This is a genomic window from Bifidobacterium sp. ESL0800, from assembly GCF_029395355.1.
In the GTDB taxonomy this organism is placed as follows: Bacteria; Actinomycetota; Actinomycetes; order Actinomycetales; family Bifidobacteriaceae; genus Bifidobacterium.
Window position 1 is genome coordinate 1,742,401 of sequence record NZ_CP113913.1, and the last position, 17,192, is coordinate 1,759,592.

7 protein-coding genes and 3 rRNA genes are annotated in these 17,192 nt (G+C 58.6%); 3 read left to right on the plus strand and 7 right to left on the minus strand.

The annotated features are described in order from the left end of the window. Positions 1 to 361: 361 nt before the first annotated feature. The 3 genes from rrf to OZX75_RS06800 all read right to left on the minus strand — a co-directional run bounded on the left by rrf (position 362) and on the right by OZX75_RS06800 (position 5,668). A 5S ribosomal RNA gene (gene rrf / locus OZX75_RS06790) occupies positions 362 to 478 on the minus strand. 171 nt (positions 479 to 649) lie between these two features. Further along, positions 650 to 3,717: ribosomal RNA gene (locus OZX75_RS06795) — 23S ribosomal RNA — on the minus strand. Between the two features lie 428 nt (positions 3,718 to 4,145). After that, positions 4,146 to 5,668: ribosomal RNA gene (locus tag OZX75_RS06800) — 16S ribosomal RNA — on the minus strand. The 16S, 23S and 5S rRNA genes sit together here, the layout of an rRNA operon. A 761-nt stretch (positions 5,669 to 6,429) precedes the next feature. On the opposite strand from OZX75_RS06800, the gene OZX75_RS06805 reads away from it, so the two are divergent. Continuing rightward, complete coding sequence (locus tag OZX75_RS06805) at positions 6,430 to 7,191, plus strand: SIR2 family NAD-dependent protein deacylase (protein WP_277145897.1); 762 nt, start codon at positions 6,430 to 6,432, stop codon at positions 7,189 to 7,191. Between the two features lie 95 nt (positions 7,192 to 7,286). On the opposite strand, the gene ilvA is transcribed toward OZX75_RS06805, so the two are convergent. After that, positions 7,287 to 8,552, minus strand: a complete 1,266-nt coding sequence (gene ilvA, locus OZX75_RS06810) for a threonine ammonia-lyase (RefSeq protein ID WP_277145898.1) — start codon at positions 8,550 to 8,552, stop codon at positions 7,287 to 7,289. Between the two features lie 57 nt (positions 8,553 to 8,609). Continuing rightward, on the minus strand, positions 8,610 to 11,324 hold the full coding sequence (locus tag OZX75_RS06815) for a bifunctional alpha,alpha-trehalose-phosphate synthase (UDP-forming)/trehalose-phosphatase (protein ID WP_277145899.1): 2,715 nt from the start codon (positions 11,322 to 11,324) through the stop codon (positions 8,610 to 8,612). A gap of 388 nt (positions 11,325 to 11,712) precedes the next feature. Here OZX75_RS06815 and OZX75_RS06820 point away from each other — a divergent pair, with 388 nt between their 5' ends. Continuing rightward, positions 11,713 to 12,573, plus strand: coding sequence for a sulfite exporter TauE/SafE family protein (locus OZX75_RS06820; protein WP_525930237.1), 861 nt, complete (start codon positions 11,713 to 11,715; stop codon positions 12,571 to 12,573). A gap of 302 nt (positions 12,574 to 12,875) precedes the next feature. Here the strand turns inward: OZX75_RS06820 and OZX75_RS06825 are convergent, their stop codons facing one another. Beyond that, on the minus strand, positions 12,876 to 13,427 hold the full coding sequence (locus OZX75_RS06825) for a nucleoside deaminase (RefSeq protein WP_277145900.1): 552 nt from the start codon (positions 13,425 to 13,427) through the stop codon (positions 12,876 to 12,878). A gap of 382 nt (positions 13,428 to 13,809) precedes the next feature. Between OZX75_RS06825 and OZX75_RS06830 the strand changes: the two genes are divergently transcribed. Continuing rightward, positions 13,810 to 15,888: a Na+/H+ antiporter gene (locus OZX75_RS06830; protein WP_277145901.1), complete on the plus strand. Its 2,079-nt coding sequence runs from the start codon at positions 13,810 to 13,812 to the stop codon at positions 15,886 to 15,888. Positions 15,889 to 16,365: 477 nt separating this feature from the next. Here the strand turns inward: OZX75_RS06830 and OZX75_RS06835 are convergent, their stop codons facing one another. Continuing rightward, positions 16,366 to 17,184: an alpha/beta hydrolase gene (locus OZX75_RS06835; protein ID WP_277145902.1), complete on the minus strand. Its 819-nt coding sequence runs from the start codon at positions 17,182 to 17,184 to the stop codon at positions 16,366 to 16,368. Positions 17,185 to 17,192 lie beyond the last annotated feature (8 nt).

Consider the following 17,192-nt stretch of genomic DNA (forward strand, 5'->3'; position numbering starts at 1 on the left):
ATGCCTTCGCACCGTATCGGACCGTGCCGGCATAACCGTTTCCGGATGCGTGCGGATGTCGGACTCCGCTCTATAACCGGCGTCCCCATACGCCTTGGCTGCGGCCTCGTTCCTGCCGATCCTGTCAGGGTCGTGGCCGAAAGCCGGCGATGGCCCGGACCCTTCCGAACGGTTCGAAGTGTTTTCTGCGCGACGCCGACCAATCGCCCCTCGCGTGTCCGGTTGTGCCGGTGGTGCGTGTTTCCTGTTACGTGTGCGGCGCGGGTGTGTGGGGGTATGCGGAAGGCCCCGCGGGGGCCGTGGGGCCCGGCCGCGGGCATGAAAAAAGGGAGGCCCTACAGGGCCTCCCTTGTGAAGTGTGGTGCGGCGGCGGGCTACTCTCCCACACCCTGTCGGGTGCAGTACCATCGCCGTGCCAGGCCTTAGCTTCCGGGTTCGGAATGGGACCGGGCGTCTCCCCTGGGCTATGGCCGCCGCAAATCTTATATTATGCATGTGGAGTCCTGTGACCCGCCATGGGATGTGGCGGCTCGGGAACCGGAAAGCGGACGCGATGTCGGATGCGGATGAATCGTGATGTGACATCATAATGCTCAATGTCGTCTTCGTTTATCGCAGAAGAATCCTCACGCCCAACCGCGATGGTCGGGGTGTGATTGCCTTTCGGCCGTTAGTACCGGTCGGCTCCACCCCTCGCGGGGCTTCCACGTCCGGCCTATCAACCAGGTGTTCTCGCCTGGGGCCTACAAGGACTCGAAGGTCCTAAGGAATACTGATCTCGGAGCAGGCTTCCCGCTTAGATGCTTTCAGCGGTTATCCCTTCCGAACGTAGCCAACCGGCCGTGCCGCTGGCGCGACAACCGGCATACCAGAGGTTCGTCCACCCAGGTCCTCTCGTACTATGGGCAGGTCTCCTCAATATTCCAACGAGCGCAGAGGATAGAGACCAAACTGTCTCACGACGTTCTGAACCCAGCTCGCGTGCCGCTTTAATCGGCGAACGGCCGAACCCTTGGGACCTGCTACAGCCCCAGGATGCGACGAGCCGACATCGAGGTGCCAAACCATCCCGTCGATATGGACTCTTGGGAATGATCAGCCTGTTATCCCCGGGGTACCTTTTATCCGTTGAGCGATGCCGCGCCCGTGCGCCGGCACCGGATCACTATCTCCGACTTTCGTCCCTGCTCGACCCGTCAGTCTCACAGTCAAGCCCGCTTGTGCGATTGCACTCGACACCCGATTGCCAACCGGGCTGAGCGGACCTTTGAGCGCCTCCGTTATCCTTTGGGAGGCAACCGCCCCAGTTAAACTACCCGCCAGGCACTGTCCCTGACACGGATGACGTGTCGAGGTTAGACATCAAATGGAGACAGAGCGGTATTTCACCTTGCGGCTCCACGATGGCTGGCGCCACCGCTTCGAAGCCTCCCGCCTATGCTACACAGTTTCCACCTAATGACAATACCAAGGTATAGTAAAGGTCCCGGGGTCTTTTCGTCCTTCTGCGCTTAACGAGCATCTTTACTCGTACTGCAATTTCGCCGAGCTCCTGGTCGAGACAGTGGGGAAGTCGTTACGCCATTCGTGCAGGTCGGAACTTACCCGACAAGGAATTTCGCTACCTTAGGATGGTTATAGTTACCACCGCCGTTTACCGGGGCTTGAATTCACCGCTGCCCCCGAACGAGTCGGGATGACGGATCCTCTTAACCTTCCGGCACCGGGCAGGCGTCAGTGCATATACAGCGGCTTGCGCCTTCGCATGCACCTGTGTTTTTGGTAAACAGTCGCTACCCCCTGGTCTGTGCCACCCCCCGAGGCTCCCCGCGCAAGGCGGTTCACCCCAAGGGGTCTCCCTTATACCGAAGGCACGGGAGTGATTTGCCGAGTTCCTTGACCAGGATTCGCTCGATCGCTTTGGTATTCTCTACCTGACCACCTGTGTCGGTTTGCGGTACGGGCGCCGCAGCACCTCGCGCCGAAGCTTTTCTCGGCAACGGAAACCACCGGATTCGGCCCCAACGGGCCCCACCATCGCGCCTCGCCGTATTGTGTCGCGGATTTGCCTACGACACCGGCTGCACGCTTGGCCACGGACTACCACCGCCGCGGCCGGCTCTTCCATTGCGTCACTCCTGCGCTGGCCTACCGGAAGGTCTGTCCCAACCACACCGCCTCAGCCACCCCGAAGGGAGGCATCCGCGATGCGGGAGGTTAGTACCCGACTTTCGGTCTTGACGGTCCTGCGCCGGTACGGGAATATCGACCCGTTCGTCCATTCGACTACGCCTGTCGGCCTCGCCTTAGGACCCGACTCACCCGGGGACGATGAACGTGGCCCCGGAACCCTTGGTCATCCAGCGGACGGGATCCTCACCCGTCTCTCGCTACTCATGTCTGCATTCTCGCTCCCGCACGGTCCACGGCGAGCTTACGCTGCCGCTTCACCCCGTACGGGACGCTCTCCTACCCAGTATCAAAGATACTGCCGCGTCTTCGGTGGCGTGCTTGAGCCCCGCTACATTGTCGGCGCGGAACCACTAGACCAGTGAGCTGTTACGCACTCTTTCAAGGATGGCTGCTTCTGAGCCAACCTCCTGGCTGTCTATGCGACTCCACATCCTTTCCCACTTAGCACGCGCTTCGGGACCTTAGACGACGATCTGGGCTGTTTCCCTTTCGACGACGGAGCTTATCCCCCGCCGACTCACTGCCGCGCTCTACCACACGGGTATTCGGAGTTTGGTTGCCGTCGGTACGCGATACGCGCCCTCAGGCATCCAGTAGCTCTACCCCCCGGTGGAACCACGCGACGCTGCACCTAAATGCATTTCGGAGAGAACCAGCTATCACGGAATTTGATTGGCCTTTCACCCCTAGCCCCAAGTCATCCCCCCAGTTTTCAACCTAGGTGGGTCCGGTCCTCCACGCGGTCTTACCCGCGCTTCAACCTGCTCAGGGCTAGATCATCCCGCTTCGGGTCCAGGACAAGCGACTCAAACGCCTTTTGAGACTCGCCTTCGCTACGGCTCCCCCACGACGGGTTAGCCTCGCCACCTGCCACTGACTCGCAGACTCATTTTTCGATAGGCACGCCGTCACCCCGCAAGGAGGCTCCGACGGTTCGTAGGCGCACGGTTTCAGAAACTATTTCATTCCCCTCCCGGGGTGCTTTTCACCTTTCCCTCACGGTACTCGTTCGCTATCGGTCAGACAGTCATATCTAGGCTTACCCCACGGTCGGGGCGGATTCACACGGGATTCCACGAGTCCCGTGCTACTTGGGAACCTGGATCGGAAGGCAGCGCGCGACCGGCTACGGGGCCATCACCCTCTACGGCCGGGAATTCAATCCCGTTCGCCTAGCACGCCGCTTTATGACTTCCGCCGGACGCTCCAGCATCCGGGCACCAGGCCCCACAACACCCGCCGCGCAACGCCTGGAGGCTATCACACGCGGCCGGTTTGGCCTGATCCGCTTTCGCTCGCCACTACTCACGGAATATCCTTTCCTGCAGGTACTGAGATGTTTCACTTCCCTGCGTACCCCCCGCACGAATGCGGTGCCGGCCCATACGGCCGGCGGGTCCCCCCATTCGGAAATCCTCGGATCAAAGCCCTGTCGGCGGCTCCCCGAGGCCTATCGCGGCCCCACACGTCCTTCATCGGTACTGTCTGCCAAGGCATCCACCATACGCCCTTACCAGCAACACACACCCACACAAGGAATGCATGCCGCAAGGACCACTGCGAAAAACTCTGGACAACACATCATCACACTAAAATGATCACAAAACGATCGACCAAATCCCCAATCCTTAACGGAATCGGAGACCGGTCTTAAAAATTGCATCTAACAAAACAAGAGTAAAAACTCTTGCTCGCGTCCACTATCCAGTTCTCAAGCCACCACGCACCGACGCGTCCGGAATCCCCGTCCGGGAAGACCGTCAGCGAAGGGCATCGAATCGCACCGTCCCAAAGGACGGGGTGGCGATCCGGGAGCCCAAAAGCATGCCCGCACCACTCTATAAGAGCAAAACTGTCATCCTTGATCTTTTCCACACCAGCAGGACCGACCACAGGAACATCCCGTGGCGATCCGACACCGGCCACCAGACAGTGGCCTGAATTCTCCGTAGAAAGGAGGTGATCCAGCCGCACCTTCCGGTACGGCTACCTTGTTACGACTTAGTCCCAATCACGAGCCTCACCTTAGACGGCTCCGCCCACAAGGGTTCGGACACCGGCTTCGGGTGCTGCCCACTTTCATGACTTGACGGGCGGTGTGTACAAGGCCCGGGAACGCATTCACCGCGGCGTTGCTGATCCGCGATTACTAGCGACTCCGCCTTCATGGAGTCGGGTTGCAGACTCCAATCCGAACTGAGACCGGTTTTAAGGGATCCGCTCCATGTCGCCATGTCGCATCCCGTTGTACCGGCCATTGTAGCATGCGTGAAGCCCTGGACGTAAGGGGCATGATGATCTGACGTCATCCCCACCTTCCTCCGAGTTGACCCCGGCGGTCCCTTGTGAGTTCCCGGCATAACCCGCTGGCAACACAAGGCGAGGGTTGCGCTCGTTGCGGGACTTAACCCAACATCTCACGACACGAGCTGACGACGACCATGCACCACCTGTGAACCGGCCCCGAAGGGAAACCCCATCTCTGAGGCGATCCGGAACATGTCAAGCCCAGGTAAGGTTCTTCGCGTTGCATCGAATTAATCCGCATGCTCCGCCGCTTGTGCGGGCCCCCGTCAATTTCTTTGAGTTTTAGCCTTGCGGCCGTACTCCCCAGGCGGGATGCTTAACGCGTTAGCTCCGACGCGGAACCCGTGGAATGGGCCCCACATCCAGCATCCACCGTTTACGGCGTGGACTACCAGGGTATCTAATCCTGTTCGCTCCCCACGCTTTCGCTCCTCAGCGTCAGTAACAGCCCAGAGACCTGCCTTCGCCATTGGTGTTCTTCCCGATATCTACACATTCCACCGTTACACCGGGAATTCCAGTCTCCCCTACTGCACTCAAGCCCGCCCGTATCCGGCGCAGACCCATCGTTAAGCGATGGGCTTTCACACCAGACGCGACGAACCGCCTACGAGCTCTTTACGCCCAATAAATCCGGATAACGCTTGCGCCCTACGTATTACCGCGGCTGCTGGCACGTAGTTAGCCGGCGCTTATTCGAAGGGTACACTCACTCTCGCTTGCTCCCCAACAAAAGCGGTTTACAACCCGAAGGCCTTCATCCCGCACGCGGCGTCGCTGCATCAGGGTTCCCCCCATTGTGCAATATTCCCCACTGCTGCCTCCCGTAGGAGTCTGGGCCGTATCTCAGTCCCAATGAGGCCGGTCGCCCTCTCAGGCCGGCTACCCGTCAAAGCCTTGGTGGGCCGTTGCCCCGCCAACAAGCTGATAGGACGCGACCCCATCCCATGTCGGTAACCCTTTCCCGCGATCACATGCGATCACGCGGAACACCCGGCATTACCACCCGTTTCCAGGAGCTATTCCGGAACATGGGGCAGGTTGGTCACGCATTACTCTCCCGTTCGCCACTCTCACCACGGTGCAAGCACCATGGATCCCGTTCGACTTGCATGTGTTAAGCACGCCGCCAGCGTTCATCCTGAGCCAGAATCGAACCCTCCACAAAAAAACTTGCAGAAAAGCCGTTCAACGACTCTCAAAAACCCATCCCAAAGGACAGGCACAATAATTGACGAGACCATTCCATAAGGGGGAATGGTCCACACTAAAAACCTCGGCAATCTTTAAGGCCCCTCGGCCACCCCGCGAAACACGAGGCGATCACCAAACTGGCAATCAAAAAAAGCTTTACAATAAAAGTAGTACAGACACACTCTTGAGTTCTCAAACCACCACCACACCAACAAACAATCTCAACTCTTGGAGGAGAAGTTGCCGTGTTGAGCAGCAAGAAATAAATATACGCGGTAAATCGATATCGCGCAAGTGCAGGGACGCAAAAACCTTAAGAACCGTTGCAATGATGCGGTTCTTCCGGCGTGTCATCAAAGGCGTTACTGCACCTTTACGCGTTATTTTAGCCCGTAAATATCAAGAATCAAATCGATGTAATTCTTTATTTACGGCGTGTCAGCGTCCTTATGCCAAAAAATGCGTCGCCACAAGCCTTTTAAAAGCCGGGCGCTTCCTTCAACGCTGCTCAGATACTGAGATAAACGAATAATCCTTCAGCCTCTTCGCCGCTAAGTTCGAACATCCTGCCTCTTCGAGAGGGGAATACCCCAATATATTTCAATATATAAAGATCCGGCATGTAAAGAGGCACATATAAAGAATCGATATATAAAGGAAGCGGATATATATATAGGAGGCGGCGCTTCTTGGTTGTTCCGTAGCCGCGCTTTACGATTTGGCTACAATATACATATGACTAAAAAAATTGCGGTATTGACCGGTGCAGGTATTTCGACCTCCGCAGGAATCCCCGACTTTCGCGGACCGGACGGGGTGTGGACCAAGCACCCCGACCAGATGAGCGTCTATGACATCGACGCGTTTATGAGCGACAAGAAGGCGCGTGAATATTCGTGGGCCTGGCAGAAAGCATCGCCGGTGTGGAACGCGGAGCCGGGCGAGGCGCACAAGGCGCTGGTGAAGCTGGAAAAGGCGGGGCTGCTGACGCTATTGGCCACGCAGAACTTCGACGCGCTGCACGAGAAGGCCGGCAATTCCAGCGACCTGATCGTCAACCTGCACGGCACCATCGGCACCTCGCACTGCATGAAATGCCATGCCAAGTACAACACCGCCGACATCATGGACAACCTCGACGCCGAGCCGGACCCACACTGCCACCGCAAGCTGCCGTATAGCGGCAATATGCCCTGCGACGGACTGATCAAAACCGACGTGGTCTATTTCGGCGAGATGCTGCCGGACGGGGCGATGGAGAAGTCGATGGCGCGCGTGGCCAAGGCGGACGAGTTCTGGGTGATCGGCTCGACGCTCGAGGTCTTCCCGGCCGCGTCGCTGGCACCGACCGCCGTGCAGGCCGGAGTGCCGATGACGATCATGAATATGGGACGCACGCAGTACGACAACATCGCCACCACGCTCATCCACGACGACATCGCCAAGGCGCTGCCGGAACTGGTGGACCGGACCATCGCCGAAGCGGAGAAAGCCTAAGTCCAAGACATATATATCCATCTAACAGTGAAAGTCCCGCCGAACCGAACCCGACGGGACTTTTCCATATACAAGTGCTTTATACGGACGATCGGTCAGTAGATGCGCTTCGGGTCGAAACCGGCGTCTTTAAGGGCTTTCAGGACCTGGGCGATGTGGTCGGGGCCGTTCGTCTCGACGGTGACGCCGAGCGAAACCGAATCCGTGTAGTGGCCGGAAGCCTTGAACTGGTCGTGGTTGAGCTCGATGACGTTGGCGCGGGCGTCGGCGAGCACCTGCGCGACCTTGACCAGCTGGCCGGGAGTATCGGGCAGCTCGACCTCGAAGTTCATGATGCGGCCGCGGGCGATCATGCCCTTTTGTATTACAGCGCCGATGGTGACCGTGTCGATGTTGCCGCCGGAGATGATAGGCACGATGACATGCTTGCCCTTCGCTGCCGCGAAAACCCGCGAGCGCAGGCTCAGGTGCTCCAATGCGGCCAACGACACCGCTCCGGCAGCCTCAACCACCAGCTTGTGCTTTTCCATCATTAAGAGGATCATCTCGTTGATGTCACGTTCGGTGACGGTGATCAGGTCGTCGAGGTACTCGTTCAAAATCGCGAACGTGAGGTCGCCGGGACGCCCGACCGCGACGCCTTCGGCCGAGGTGACCACCTTGTCGGCGGCAACGACCGAGCCAGCGGCAAACGAATTCTTGAACGCGGGCGAACCCTCGGGAATCGCGCCGATGACACGGACTTCCGGCTTGAAGGTCTTGATGGCGAGCGCCACACCCGCGCCCAGGCCGCCACCGCCCAGCGGGACCACGACGTCCGTGACGTTCGGGACGTCTTCGAGGATTTCGAGACCGATGGTACCCTGCCCGCAGAGTACTTCGTAATCATCGAAAGGATGGACGTAAACCAGACCGTCACGCTGTGAAAGTTCGGAGGCGTATTCGGCGGCATCGTCGAACAGATTGCCGTGCAGCACGACGTTGGCACCGTAGGATTTCGTCGCGTCGACCTTAAGCGGCGGGGTGCTTTCAGGCATCACGATAGTAGCTTTCGCGCCGCGCTCGCGTGCCGCATAAGCGACACCCTGCGCATGGTTGCCAGCGGAGGCGGTGACGATGCCGCGGGCCAGATCCTCGTCACTCAGGGACGCGATCTTGTTGTATGCACCGCGAATCTTGAAGGAACCGGTGACCTGAAGGTTCTCCGGCTTCAGAAGAATCTCATGGCCGGTCGCCTCGGAAAGGGCGGGCGAAGGCATGATGCGCGTGTGGCGCGCAGTGCCTTTCAACCTTTGGGCCGCCTTCTTCAACTCGGCCGCGTGATCATGCTGCAGTGCCTTGACAACTTTTTCTTGTTTCATACCGGAATTGTACGGCGGCATGACATCGCGGCCGGTTCGATGTCCAAAAATCGAATATTACTTGCCCGACTTTGCCGTGGCCTTGGCCCTGCTCTTTCCAGACGCTTTCGCCTTCGTCGCGGCTTTTGCCTTTGAGACTCTTTCGTTCTTGGACTTGAGCTTGGACTTGGGCTTATCGTCAGGAGCCGTACCGGCGGCGACGGCCTCGGACTCGGCCACCAGGTAGCCCAGCAACCGCGCGGTATCGGTCGGGGTGGCGATGCGCGAACGGGCGCTAGTCTCTCCGGCGCCGACCTTGATGGTCCATGCGACATCAGGTTTTGCGGACTTTACAGCAGGTTTCGCGCTATCGGCTTCGGCTCTCGATGAGCCAGCAGCAGGTGCCTTGTTGGAAACGACCTTGACCGCACCGGTGTCGGCGACGTCGAAGGCCTCGAGCATATCGTCCTCGTCGCTGGCATCGGCACAACTGGAAACCGAGGCGAACATCGTCTCGTCGGTGGTGTCGTCGCCGAAAGCGAGGGCGAAATCGTACCGGCCACTTTCCAGGAGTGGCTTCACCGCCTCGCCCTTGCTGACGTTGGCCGGGCAGACCTCGATGACCTTGGCGTTGCGCATGACCATCAGACCGTACTGCGGGCATACCTTCTGCAGCTCGTCGACCAGCCGTTCGCGCTGCTCCAGGGCCAGCTTCTGGTCGCTCATGCGATAGTGCCATGCCAGATCCGTGGACTTGTATTCGATGAACGACTTCGGCACGCGGGCGACGGACTTGTTCATAATCGTCTCGATGATCGGACGCCATTCATCCGGGTCGGGAAGCCCCTCGGCACGTCGCCAGTAACGTTTGGGAGTAATCGTCCTGCCTTGAGCGTTCTTGGCGGTTTCGCCGGCGATCGGCTTGGTGTGCCAGGCACCGTGTTCGGCGATCAGGCCGATCGGCAGGCAGCCGAACCACTCGTTCATCGTCTCGCGGGTGCGGCCGGAGACCAGATACAGGTCCACATCGGGGATGGAACCGACCTCACGCAGCAAATCGATCAGACGGTGCGTCGGCTTGGCGCGACCCGGGGTGCGCACGATCTGCGTCAACGTACCGTCATAATCGCATAGCACCAGCTTGTGCTTCGATTCTCCCCACTCGCGGACCAAGCGATCGCGCTGGGCGCTTTGCAGACGGTGGTCGGCCATACGCGGATCACTGACCTGACGCAATGTGCTCAGGAATTCCGCACTCCACAGCCCTGCGGTGCGATACTTCAGACGGGCCTGCATAGCGGCATTGCGGCGCTTGGCCTCACTAGAACTGATCTCCAAGGCCGAATGCAGGGCCTCGCACACCGCTTCGGTGTCATAAGGATTGACGATGAACGCGTCCGTCAGCTCGCGAGCGGCGCCGCATTCATCGGAAAGCACCAGCGCGCCGTCACGACCATCGCGGGCGGCCAGATATTCCTTGGCGACCAGATTCATGCCGTCTCGAAGCGGAGTGACCAGCGCCACGTCGCCTGCCGTATAGATACCGCAAACCGGCTTGATGGGCAGGGAACGGGTGATGTAATGGATCGGCTCCCAGGAAAGAAGTGAATACTTGCCGTTAATCTCACCGACGAGCTGATCGACCTGATCTTTCAGCTTGCGGTACGTCTCCACGTCCTCGCGCGTGGGCGTCGCCAAAAGGTAATACGTAACGTGGCCGACCCACTCGGGATAGCGGCTCAGCATCAGATCAAAGGCACGCAGGCGTTCCGGCAAGCCCTTCGTATAATCGAGGCGATCGACGGAAACGACCACTTTGTTGTCTTGGGTGCCACGTTTGGCCGCGGCGGACTGCGCCAGCTCGACCTCAGGAAGTTCGTCACCTGTATGGGCGCTCCACCAGTTTTCTTCCTGATCGCTCGCCTCCGCTGCGGCCTGGGATTCTGCGGTCAACGAGGTGCTGACTCGCCTTGTGCGCTTGCCGCTGACGGCCTCGATGCCGTGGCGCATGGCCTGCGCGAGGCTGGAATGGGCGTTGCGGCGGTAGAGGCCGTAATCGATGCCTATGGGGAAGGCGTCGACCGTCACGAACCGTTGCGACGCGCCGGACCCAACGGGAATGCGGCCGTCCCTGTCGACCTCCATGCCCAGCAGCGCACGAACGGAGGCGAGGAAATTCACACAGAAGTCTTCGGTGTGGAAGCCCAGCAGGTCCGCGCCCATCAGGCCTTCGAGCAGGTCCTTGCCGTTGGGCAGCTGGCGGAAGATCTCGGGGCTGGGGAACGGAATATGAAGGAACCAGCCGATTTTGAGTTTGGGGAAGCCGGCTCGCAGCATAGCCGGAACCAGCAAAAGATGATAATCCTGAATCCACACGGTATCGTCGGGGTTAACCAGTTGGGAGATGGTGTCGGCGAACTTCTTGTTGACCTCCTGATAGACCTTCCATGTGGACGAATCGAACTTCGCCTCATGTGCAAAATCATGGAACAGGGGCCACAACGTATCGTTGGAATAACCGGCGTAATACCCGTCGATTTCCTTTTGGGTCAGGAAAATCGGGACGCAGCGGCGACGCGCGAATTCGTCACGAATCTTCTCGATTTCGTCCTTGGTGCGCGTTTCAGGGTCGATGCTGCTCCAGCCAACCCACAGACAGTCGTTGTGGGACTTGTGGTAAGGCCCGATTGCCGTGGCCAAGCCGCCGATGCTCTGCTTCATCGCGAACGTACCGTCGGGTTTGGCATGCAGGGACATTGGAAGCCTATTGGAAACGATAATCAAACGAGCCATAATTACCCCTCACTTCGCCGTGGATACTGCTGCATGCGAGAGACAAATCCAGATCTGCCTTCACGCAGACATATACCTATATATGTATTCTAGCTCACAAAACTCAATGGTGAGAACCCTTTGAGCGAAGGCATAACCCGCAAACCGTTTCATTGAGCGTTTCCGAATTGATTTCCGGATCGATGTCTAGTTAAGAATGATCGGAACAGTATGTGAGCGAATTACGCTGGAATCATCCCGAATTTGACCACATCCTGACTTTTCCGCGCGAATCGGGGCAGAAATTTTGCCGTTCTCCATACAATGTGGTGTAACGGCATGGCGAACGGTCGACGACAATGAACATACGTACGGCAGCGCGCAAAGGACGAGAAGAACGAGGAATGTGATGGACGAGCAGAAACCTAAGGGGAACGCAGCCGAGACGCAAGTCGAGGAGGAAACGCCCGTCACGCGCGGACCGGTGCAGCAGATTGTCGTGATGATCGTCGTCGGGCTGATCGCCGGCTTCTTCTCCGGGCTCTTCGGCATCGGCGGCGGGTCGATCATCGTGCCGGCGCTGGTGTGGCTCGGCATGACCCAGCGCCACGCGGCGGCGACCTCGCTTGCGGCGATCATCCCGCTTTCGATTTCCGGCGTCATTTCCTATGCCATGAGCGGGCACGTCGATTGGATCGCAGCGCTTTTGATGGTGGTCGGCACCATTATCGGCTCGCAAATCGGCAGCTGGCTGCTTTCGCGGCTTTCCGAAGTGTTCTTGCGCTGGTTCTTCGTGGCGTTCCTGGCATTCGTCGTGGTCAGCCAGCTGGTATTGACGCCTTCGCGCAACTCCAGCATCCACTTGACCGTGGTCAAAGGCATTCTGCTCGTGCTGCTCGGCGTGCTCATCGGCATGCTTTCGGCGCTACTGGGCATCGGCGGCGGCGCCGTGACCGTGCCCGCGCTTTCGCTGCTCTTCGGCGCGAGCGATCTGATTGCCCGCGGCACCTCGTTGCTGGCCATGTTCCCCAGCGCCATCACCGGCACCTTCGCCAATTGGAAGCGTGGGCTGGTACATCTCAAGAACGGCCTGATCATTGGCATCGCCGCCGCTTGCGGAACGCCGCTGGGAGCCTGGGTCGCCGCGTTCGTCTCGGCCAAAGTAGGCTCGTACCTGCTCGCGGCCTACCTTTTCATCATTCTGCTGCGCTCCGCCTGGACCGCCCTGAAGATCACGCCCGGCATCGCGCCGTTGCCGTCACGCAAATAACTCACTGCACGTACAGCCACTACCCCGCGTATGCCATCCTCTTGCAAACAGCATTTCCAACATTTCAGCATGTTGGTGCCACCAAGCAGGCCGTTTTTGAAAGAATAAGTGTGAATTTCGTCGTTTTTTGGGGGTCTTGGTGCACCAAGACCCCCAAAAAACGCACATTATGAAGGCAATTCCCTCAAAAAAGAGCAACTTGGTGGCACCAACATCTCTTATATTGAGGCAATTTCACACGATGATGAACCATTTCTATGATTTGTTTGCCAGAACGGCTGTCAACGGGTTCGATAATTGAATCATTTACGACGATAGACAAAAAAATCGGCAAGCATTTGCGCGCACTCAGCCTCGCGCACCCCGCCAATCACCTCGGGGCGAGCACCGACATGCGGATCACGCGGGATATCCCAGATCGAACCGCACGCGCCCAGCTTGGCATCCCATGCACCGAACACGATGCGGCCGACGTGGGTCTGCAGAGCGGCTCCTGCGCACATAGGGCATGGCTCAAGCGTGACCACCAGCGTGCAATCGGCCAGATTCCAAGCATTTTGCCTAGCAGACTTGTTCACGGTCTGGCCATCGCGGCTATCGTCGGCATTGCCGCGACTATAACCAGCATCATCGTTCATATGCCTTTTCCGTGAGTCCGCCGCCTCACGCATCGCCATCACCTCGGCGTGGGCGAGCGGGTCGCCGTCGGCTTCACGCCGGTTACGGCCGCAACCGATAATCGTGCCATCTCCGTCAAGCACGACCGCGCCCACCGGCACTTCACCGGCCTTTGCCGCCTCACGCGCCAGACCGAGCGCGGCATCCATCGCGCAACGCAAACTCGCAGTGTCCATAATCCTTAAGTGTAAAAGCAATCGACAACCGTATACGGGAAACGGCCGGGTTCAAGGTAACCGCGACCGGCAATCTGATTCAATCCAACCAGTGATCTAGATGAAAAGTGAAAAGATTGTACAGAATAATGCATTACGTTTCGATGCCCGCAAATACCCGTAAACGCCGTTTACCAAATAAAACCCACCTCATTGTCCAGAAAAATACCGAACGCCCAACTCGAAACCTAGAGATTCCTCAAATCCGCAAAGCTTGAGGCATAATGCCGAAATATCCATTCGATATAGTGAATAGTGAAGTGTCCGAAACCGTCCGAACCGTTAAATCGCCGAACCGACCAGAACCGCAATGAAGCCAACCCAAGAAAGGAACCGATAATCCGTGGCAATTTTCGAGCTGATCCTCTGCATCCTGGGGGCCGTCGTGCTCTCATCGTTCGTCAGCCGGTTTATTCCACGAATATCGACCCCTCTCGTTCAAATCGCGCTCGGCATCGCCCTCGCCTTTCTGCCGGTATTCCCGCATGTCAAGCTCGACCCGGAACTGTTCATGGTGCTGTTCATCGCGCCGCTGCTTTACGTCGAGGCGCATGAAATCGACAAACGGATGCTCTTCAAAACGTTGAAATTCTCGCTGCCGATGGCCATCGGACTGGCGTTGGGCACCATGGCCGTCGTCGGGTTCATGCTGCACGCGGTGTGGCCAGTGATTCCACTGGCGGCGGCGTTTGCGTTGGGTGCGGCGCTCGGCCCGACCGACGCGGTGGCGGTGTCCTCGCTTTCCAGCGAAGCGACACTCACCCGCGAACAAGCCGGCATCCTGACCGGCGAATCGCTCTTCAACGACGCTTCCGGCGTCATCGGCTTCCAGTTCTCGATCCTGGCGGCCGTGACCGGCTCGTTTTCGATGGCCACCGCCACCAAAGATTTTCTGCTCTCGTTCTTCGGCGGCATCATTGTCGGTTTTCTCGCAGGCTTCCTTGCCAACTGGATCTTCACCCTGGCCCGGCATCTGGGCTGGGAGACGATGACCACACGCATTCTGATGGAACTGTTCCTGCCGTTCCTGGTGTTTTTGGGTGCCGAAGCGTTACACATTTCCGGCATCCTCGCGGTAGTCGCCTTCGGGCTGACCGTCCATTTCGACCGCAACGGCATCGGCGGACCGAACGTCGCCCGCACCAATATCGTCTCGAACAGCGTGTGGGCCGTGCTCTCGTTCGTGCTAAACGGCACCGTATTCATCCTGCTCGGCATGCAATTGCCAAGCGCCATGCGAGCCAGCTGGCTCAGCCACACTGTCAGCAACACCGCGTTGGTCAGCATCATTCTGCTCGTCACCGTGGTGGCCATCGCCATCCGCTTCCTGTGGGTCTGGCTGATCGCGGCGCCGTCTCGCGACCCTGAAACCGGCAAGCGCGTGCCGCTGAAACCGCGCTCTCTGCGTGACGCGGCGGTGATGACGTTCGGCGGACCGAAAGGCACCATCACCCTCGCGCTGATGTTCACCATCCCCTACTCCGTCCTCTCCGGCGACGCGTTCCCGATGCGCAACGAGCTTATTTTCATCGCTTCCGGCGTCATCGTGCTGACGCTGCTGCTGGCCAATTTCATGCTGCCGCTGCTTGCGCCGGCCAAAGACGACGCCGACGAATCCGAAAAGCTTGTCGAAATCACCATCGAGGAGCTGAAGCGCACCGTTCAGGAGCTTTCGGGCCGCGTCACCGACGACAACCGCCGCGTGATTTTGCCCGTCATCGATTCCTACAACAACCGAATCACCCGGCTGCATCAACGCATCGGCGGATTCAATGTCGAGGAATTCGAGACTTTGCAGATCGACGCGCTGCACTGGGAAAAAGAGTACGTGCGAGGCCGGCTGGCGAACGCCCAAGCCGATACGCAGATGAACGAGCACAATCGTCAGCTGCAGATCGAGGCGTGCGAACGCATGATGGACCAGATCATGAACACGTTGCGGCATACGGCCGACAAGAAAACCCACTATCGTGCGGTCTCGCAGATTCGCGGGCGTGCGCATGCGCTACGGCGTCAGATCACCACATTGGCAAGGCGAGCCAACAACAAGTTCCGCCGAACCGCTCCGATGCTCAATGAGAATGAAATTTACTATTATTTGAGAGCCACCCAAATCGACGCCATCGATCACGTCATCAACCGGCTTTACAAGGAAATGCGCAGCGATACCTATAAATCCGAATATTGCACACTGCTGCTGCGCGACTACCAGCGCGCGCGGGCCGAACTGCGCAGCCGCAAGGACGTCGCGGCCGCCGCGAAGGCCGCGCCGCAGATCGACGAGGTCAAACACGAAAGCTACTCCATCGAGCTCGGCGTCATTCAGGACATGCTCGATTCCGGCGAAATCTCGCGCAATCAGGCGAAGCATTTGAGGCGGAATGTGTATGTGATGCAGGTCGACGCAGAAGCGGAACTCTAGAGGTTATCCAATTCTTCAACCAAACTAATTTCGACCTGCATCCTTCGCGCTCGATACATCGCGCTCAGCTCACCTACGGAAAGCCCACAGGGCTTTCCGCTTAACGGTTCGCCAAGTTGACGCAGAAGCGGAACTCTAAACGGCACCTGACTGTGCAAGAGAGCTCATTTCGACCTGCATCCTTCGCGCTCGATACATCGCGCTCACTTCGGCTACAAGAAGCCCACAGGGCTTCTTGCTTAACGCCTCAGCAGGTCGACGCAAAGGGATAAGTGAAAAAGGTATACAACTCTGCCTTCTAAGCCAACAACTCCGCATTTCGCGCTCGATACATCGCGCTCAGCTCACCTACGAGAAGCCCACAGGGCTCGTGACGTTGAAAAACATACTCTACTTGGGCTCTTATCGCTCTTTCGCGCTCGAGAATCGCGCTCCTTCAGCCTACGGAAAGCCCACTGGGCTTTCCGCTTAACGGCTTCAGACAACGCCAGAGGAGATGTTGTTGAGGAGAAGCCATTGGGTGAGGTCGGTGAATTCGGCTGGGCTCACGGCGTGGTCGAGCTGGTGATAGTTCTTCACCGTCAGCCACGTATGTTCCTCAAGCCAGGCCGTCGCACCGTAAATCTCGTACTTCGGCAGGACGTTGTCACGGTCTCCGTAACCGTAAAAAACGGGCTTTTCCATGTCTGCAAGCCGGTCGTCGGCCGGTGCCGTGCCTTTAACCTGCCCAGGAGCCACGAAACCGGAAAGCGCAGCGACCGCACGGTAACGCTCGGGATGGATGCGCAACAAGTGAATCGCGAGCGCCGCACCCTGCGAGAATCCGATGGGCACCAGCTCGCGGTCGGCGCCGACATGCTCGTTGACCCAGTTGTCGACGGCGGTGGCCGCAGCGAAAATGTCCCTGTCCAAATCCTCGCCGGTGGGCACGCCGTCATGGAACCAGCTATACGCCCCCGATCCGCTGCCGAACTCCCCCGGCCCCTCGGCCTGCAGCACCAGCGGTGCACGCAGCGAAACGTAATCGTTGCCGGGCGCGACGTAGCGCATCATCCCGGCCAGATCCTGTTCATTGGAACCCCAGCCATGCAGGCACAGGAACATCGGCCGCGTCGGTCGTGCCTTGCCGCCGCCTTGGGAATAGACGACATGGGAAATCTCCATCGGGTCGCCGAAACGCCCGGGAATAGCATCGGATTGACGGCCAACTAAGCCGCTTCCAACGTTTTCCGTCTTCCCCCCGTTCGCGTCCTCCGGTTTGCCGAAATGTTCGCTGTTTACTGCTTCATCGCTCATAGTCACCA

What these genes read in the sequence shown, in the direction of transcription:
- OZX75_RS06805 (WP_277145897.1), top strand. Translation starts at nt 6,430, where the DNA reads ATGACTAAAAAAATTGCGGTATTGACCGGTGCAGGTATTTCGACCTCC.
- ilvA (WP_277145898.1), bottom strand. Translation starts at nt 8,552, where the DNA reads ATGAAACAAGAAAAAGTTGTCAAGGCACTGCAGCATGATCACGCGGCC.
- OZX75_RS06815 (WP_277145899.1), bottom strand. Translation starts at nt 11,324, where the DNA reads ATGGCTCGTTTGATTATCGTTTCCAATAGGCTTCCAATGTCCCTGCAT.
- OZX75_RS06820 (WP_525930237.1), top strand. Translation starts at nt 11,713, where the DNA reads ATGGACGAGCAGAAACCTAAGGGGAACGCAGCCGAGACGCAAGTCGAG.
- OZX75_RS06825 (WP_277145900.1), bottom strand. Translation starts at nt 13,427, where the DNA reads ATGGACACTGCGAGTTTGCGTTGCGCGATGGATGCCGCGCTCGGTCTG.
- OZX75_RS06835 (WP_277145902.1), bottom strand. Translation starts at nt 17,184, where the DNA reads ATGAGCGATGAAGCAGTAAACAGCGAACATTTCGGCAAACCGGAGGAC.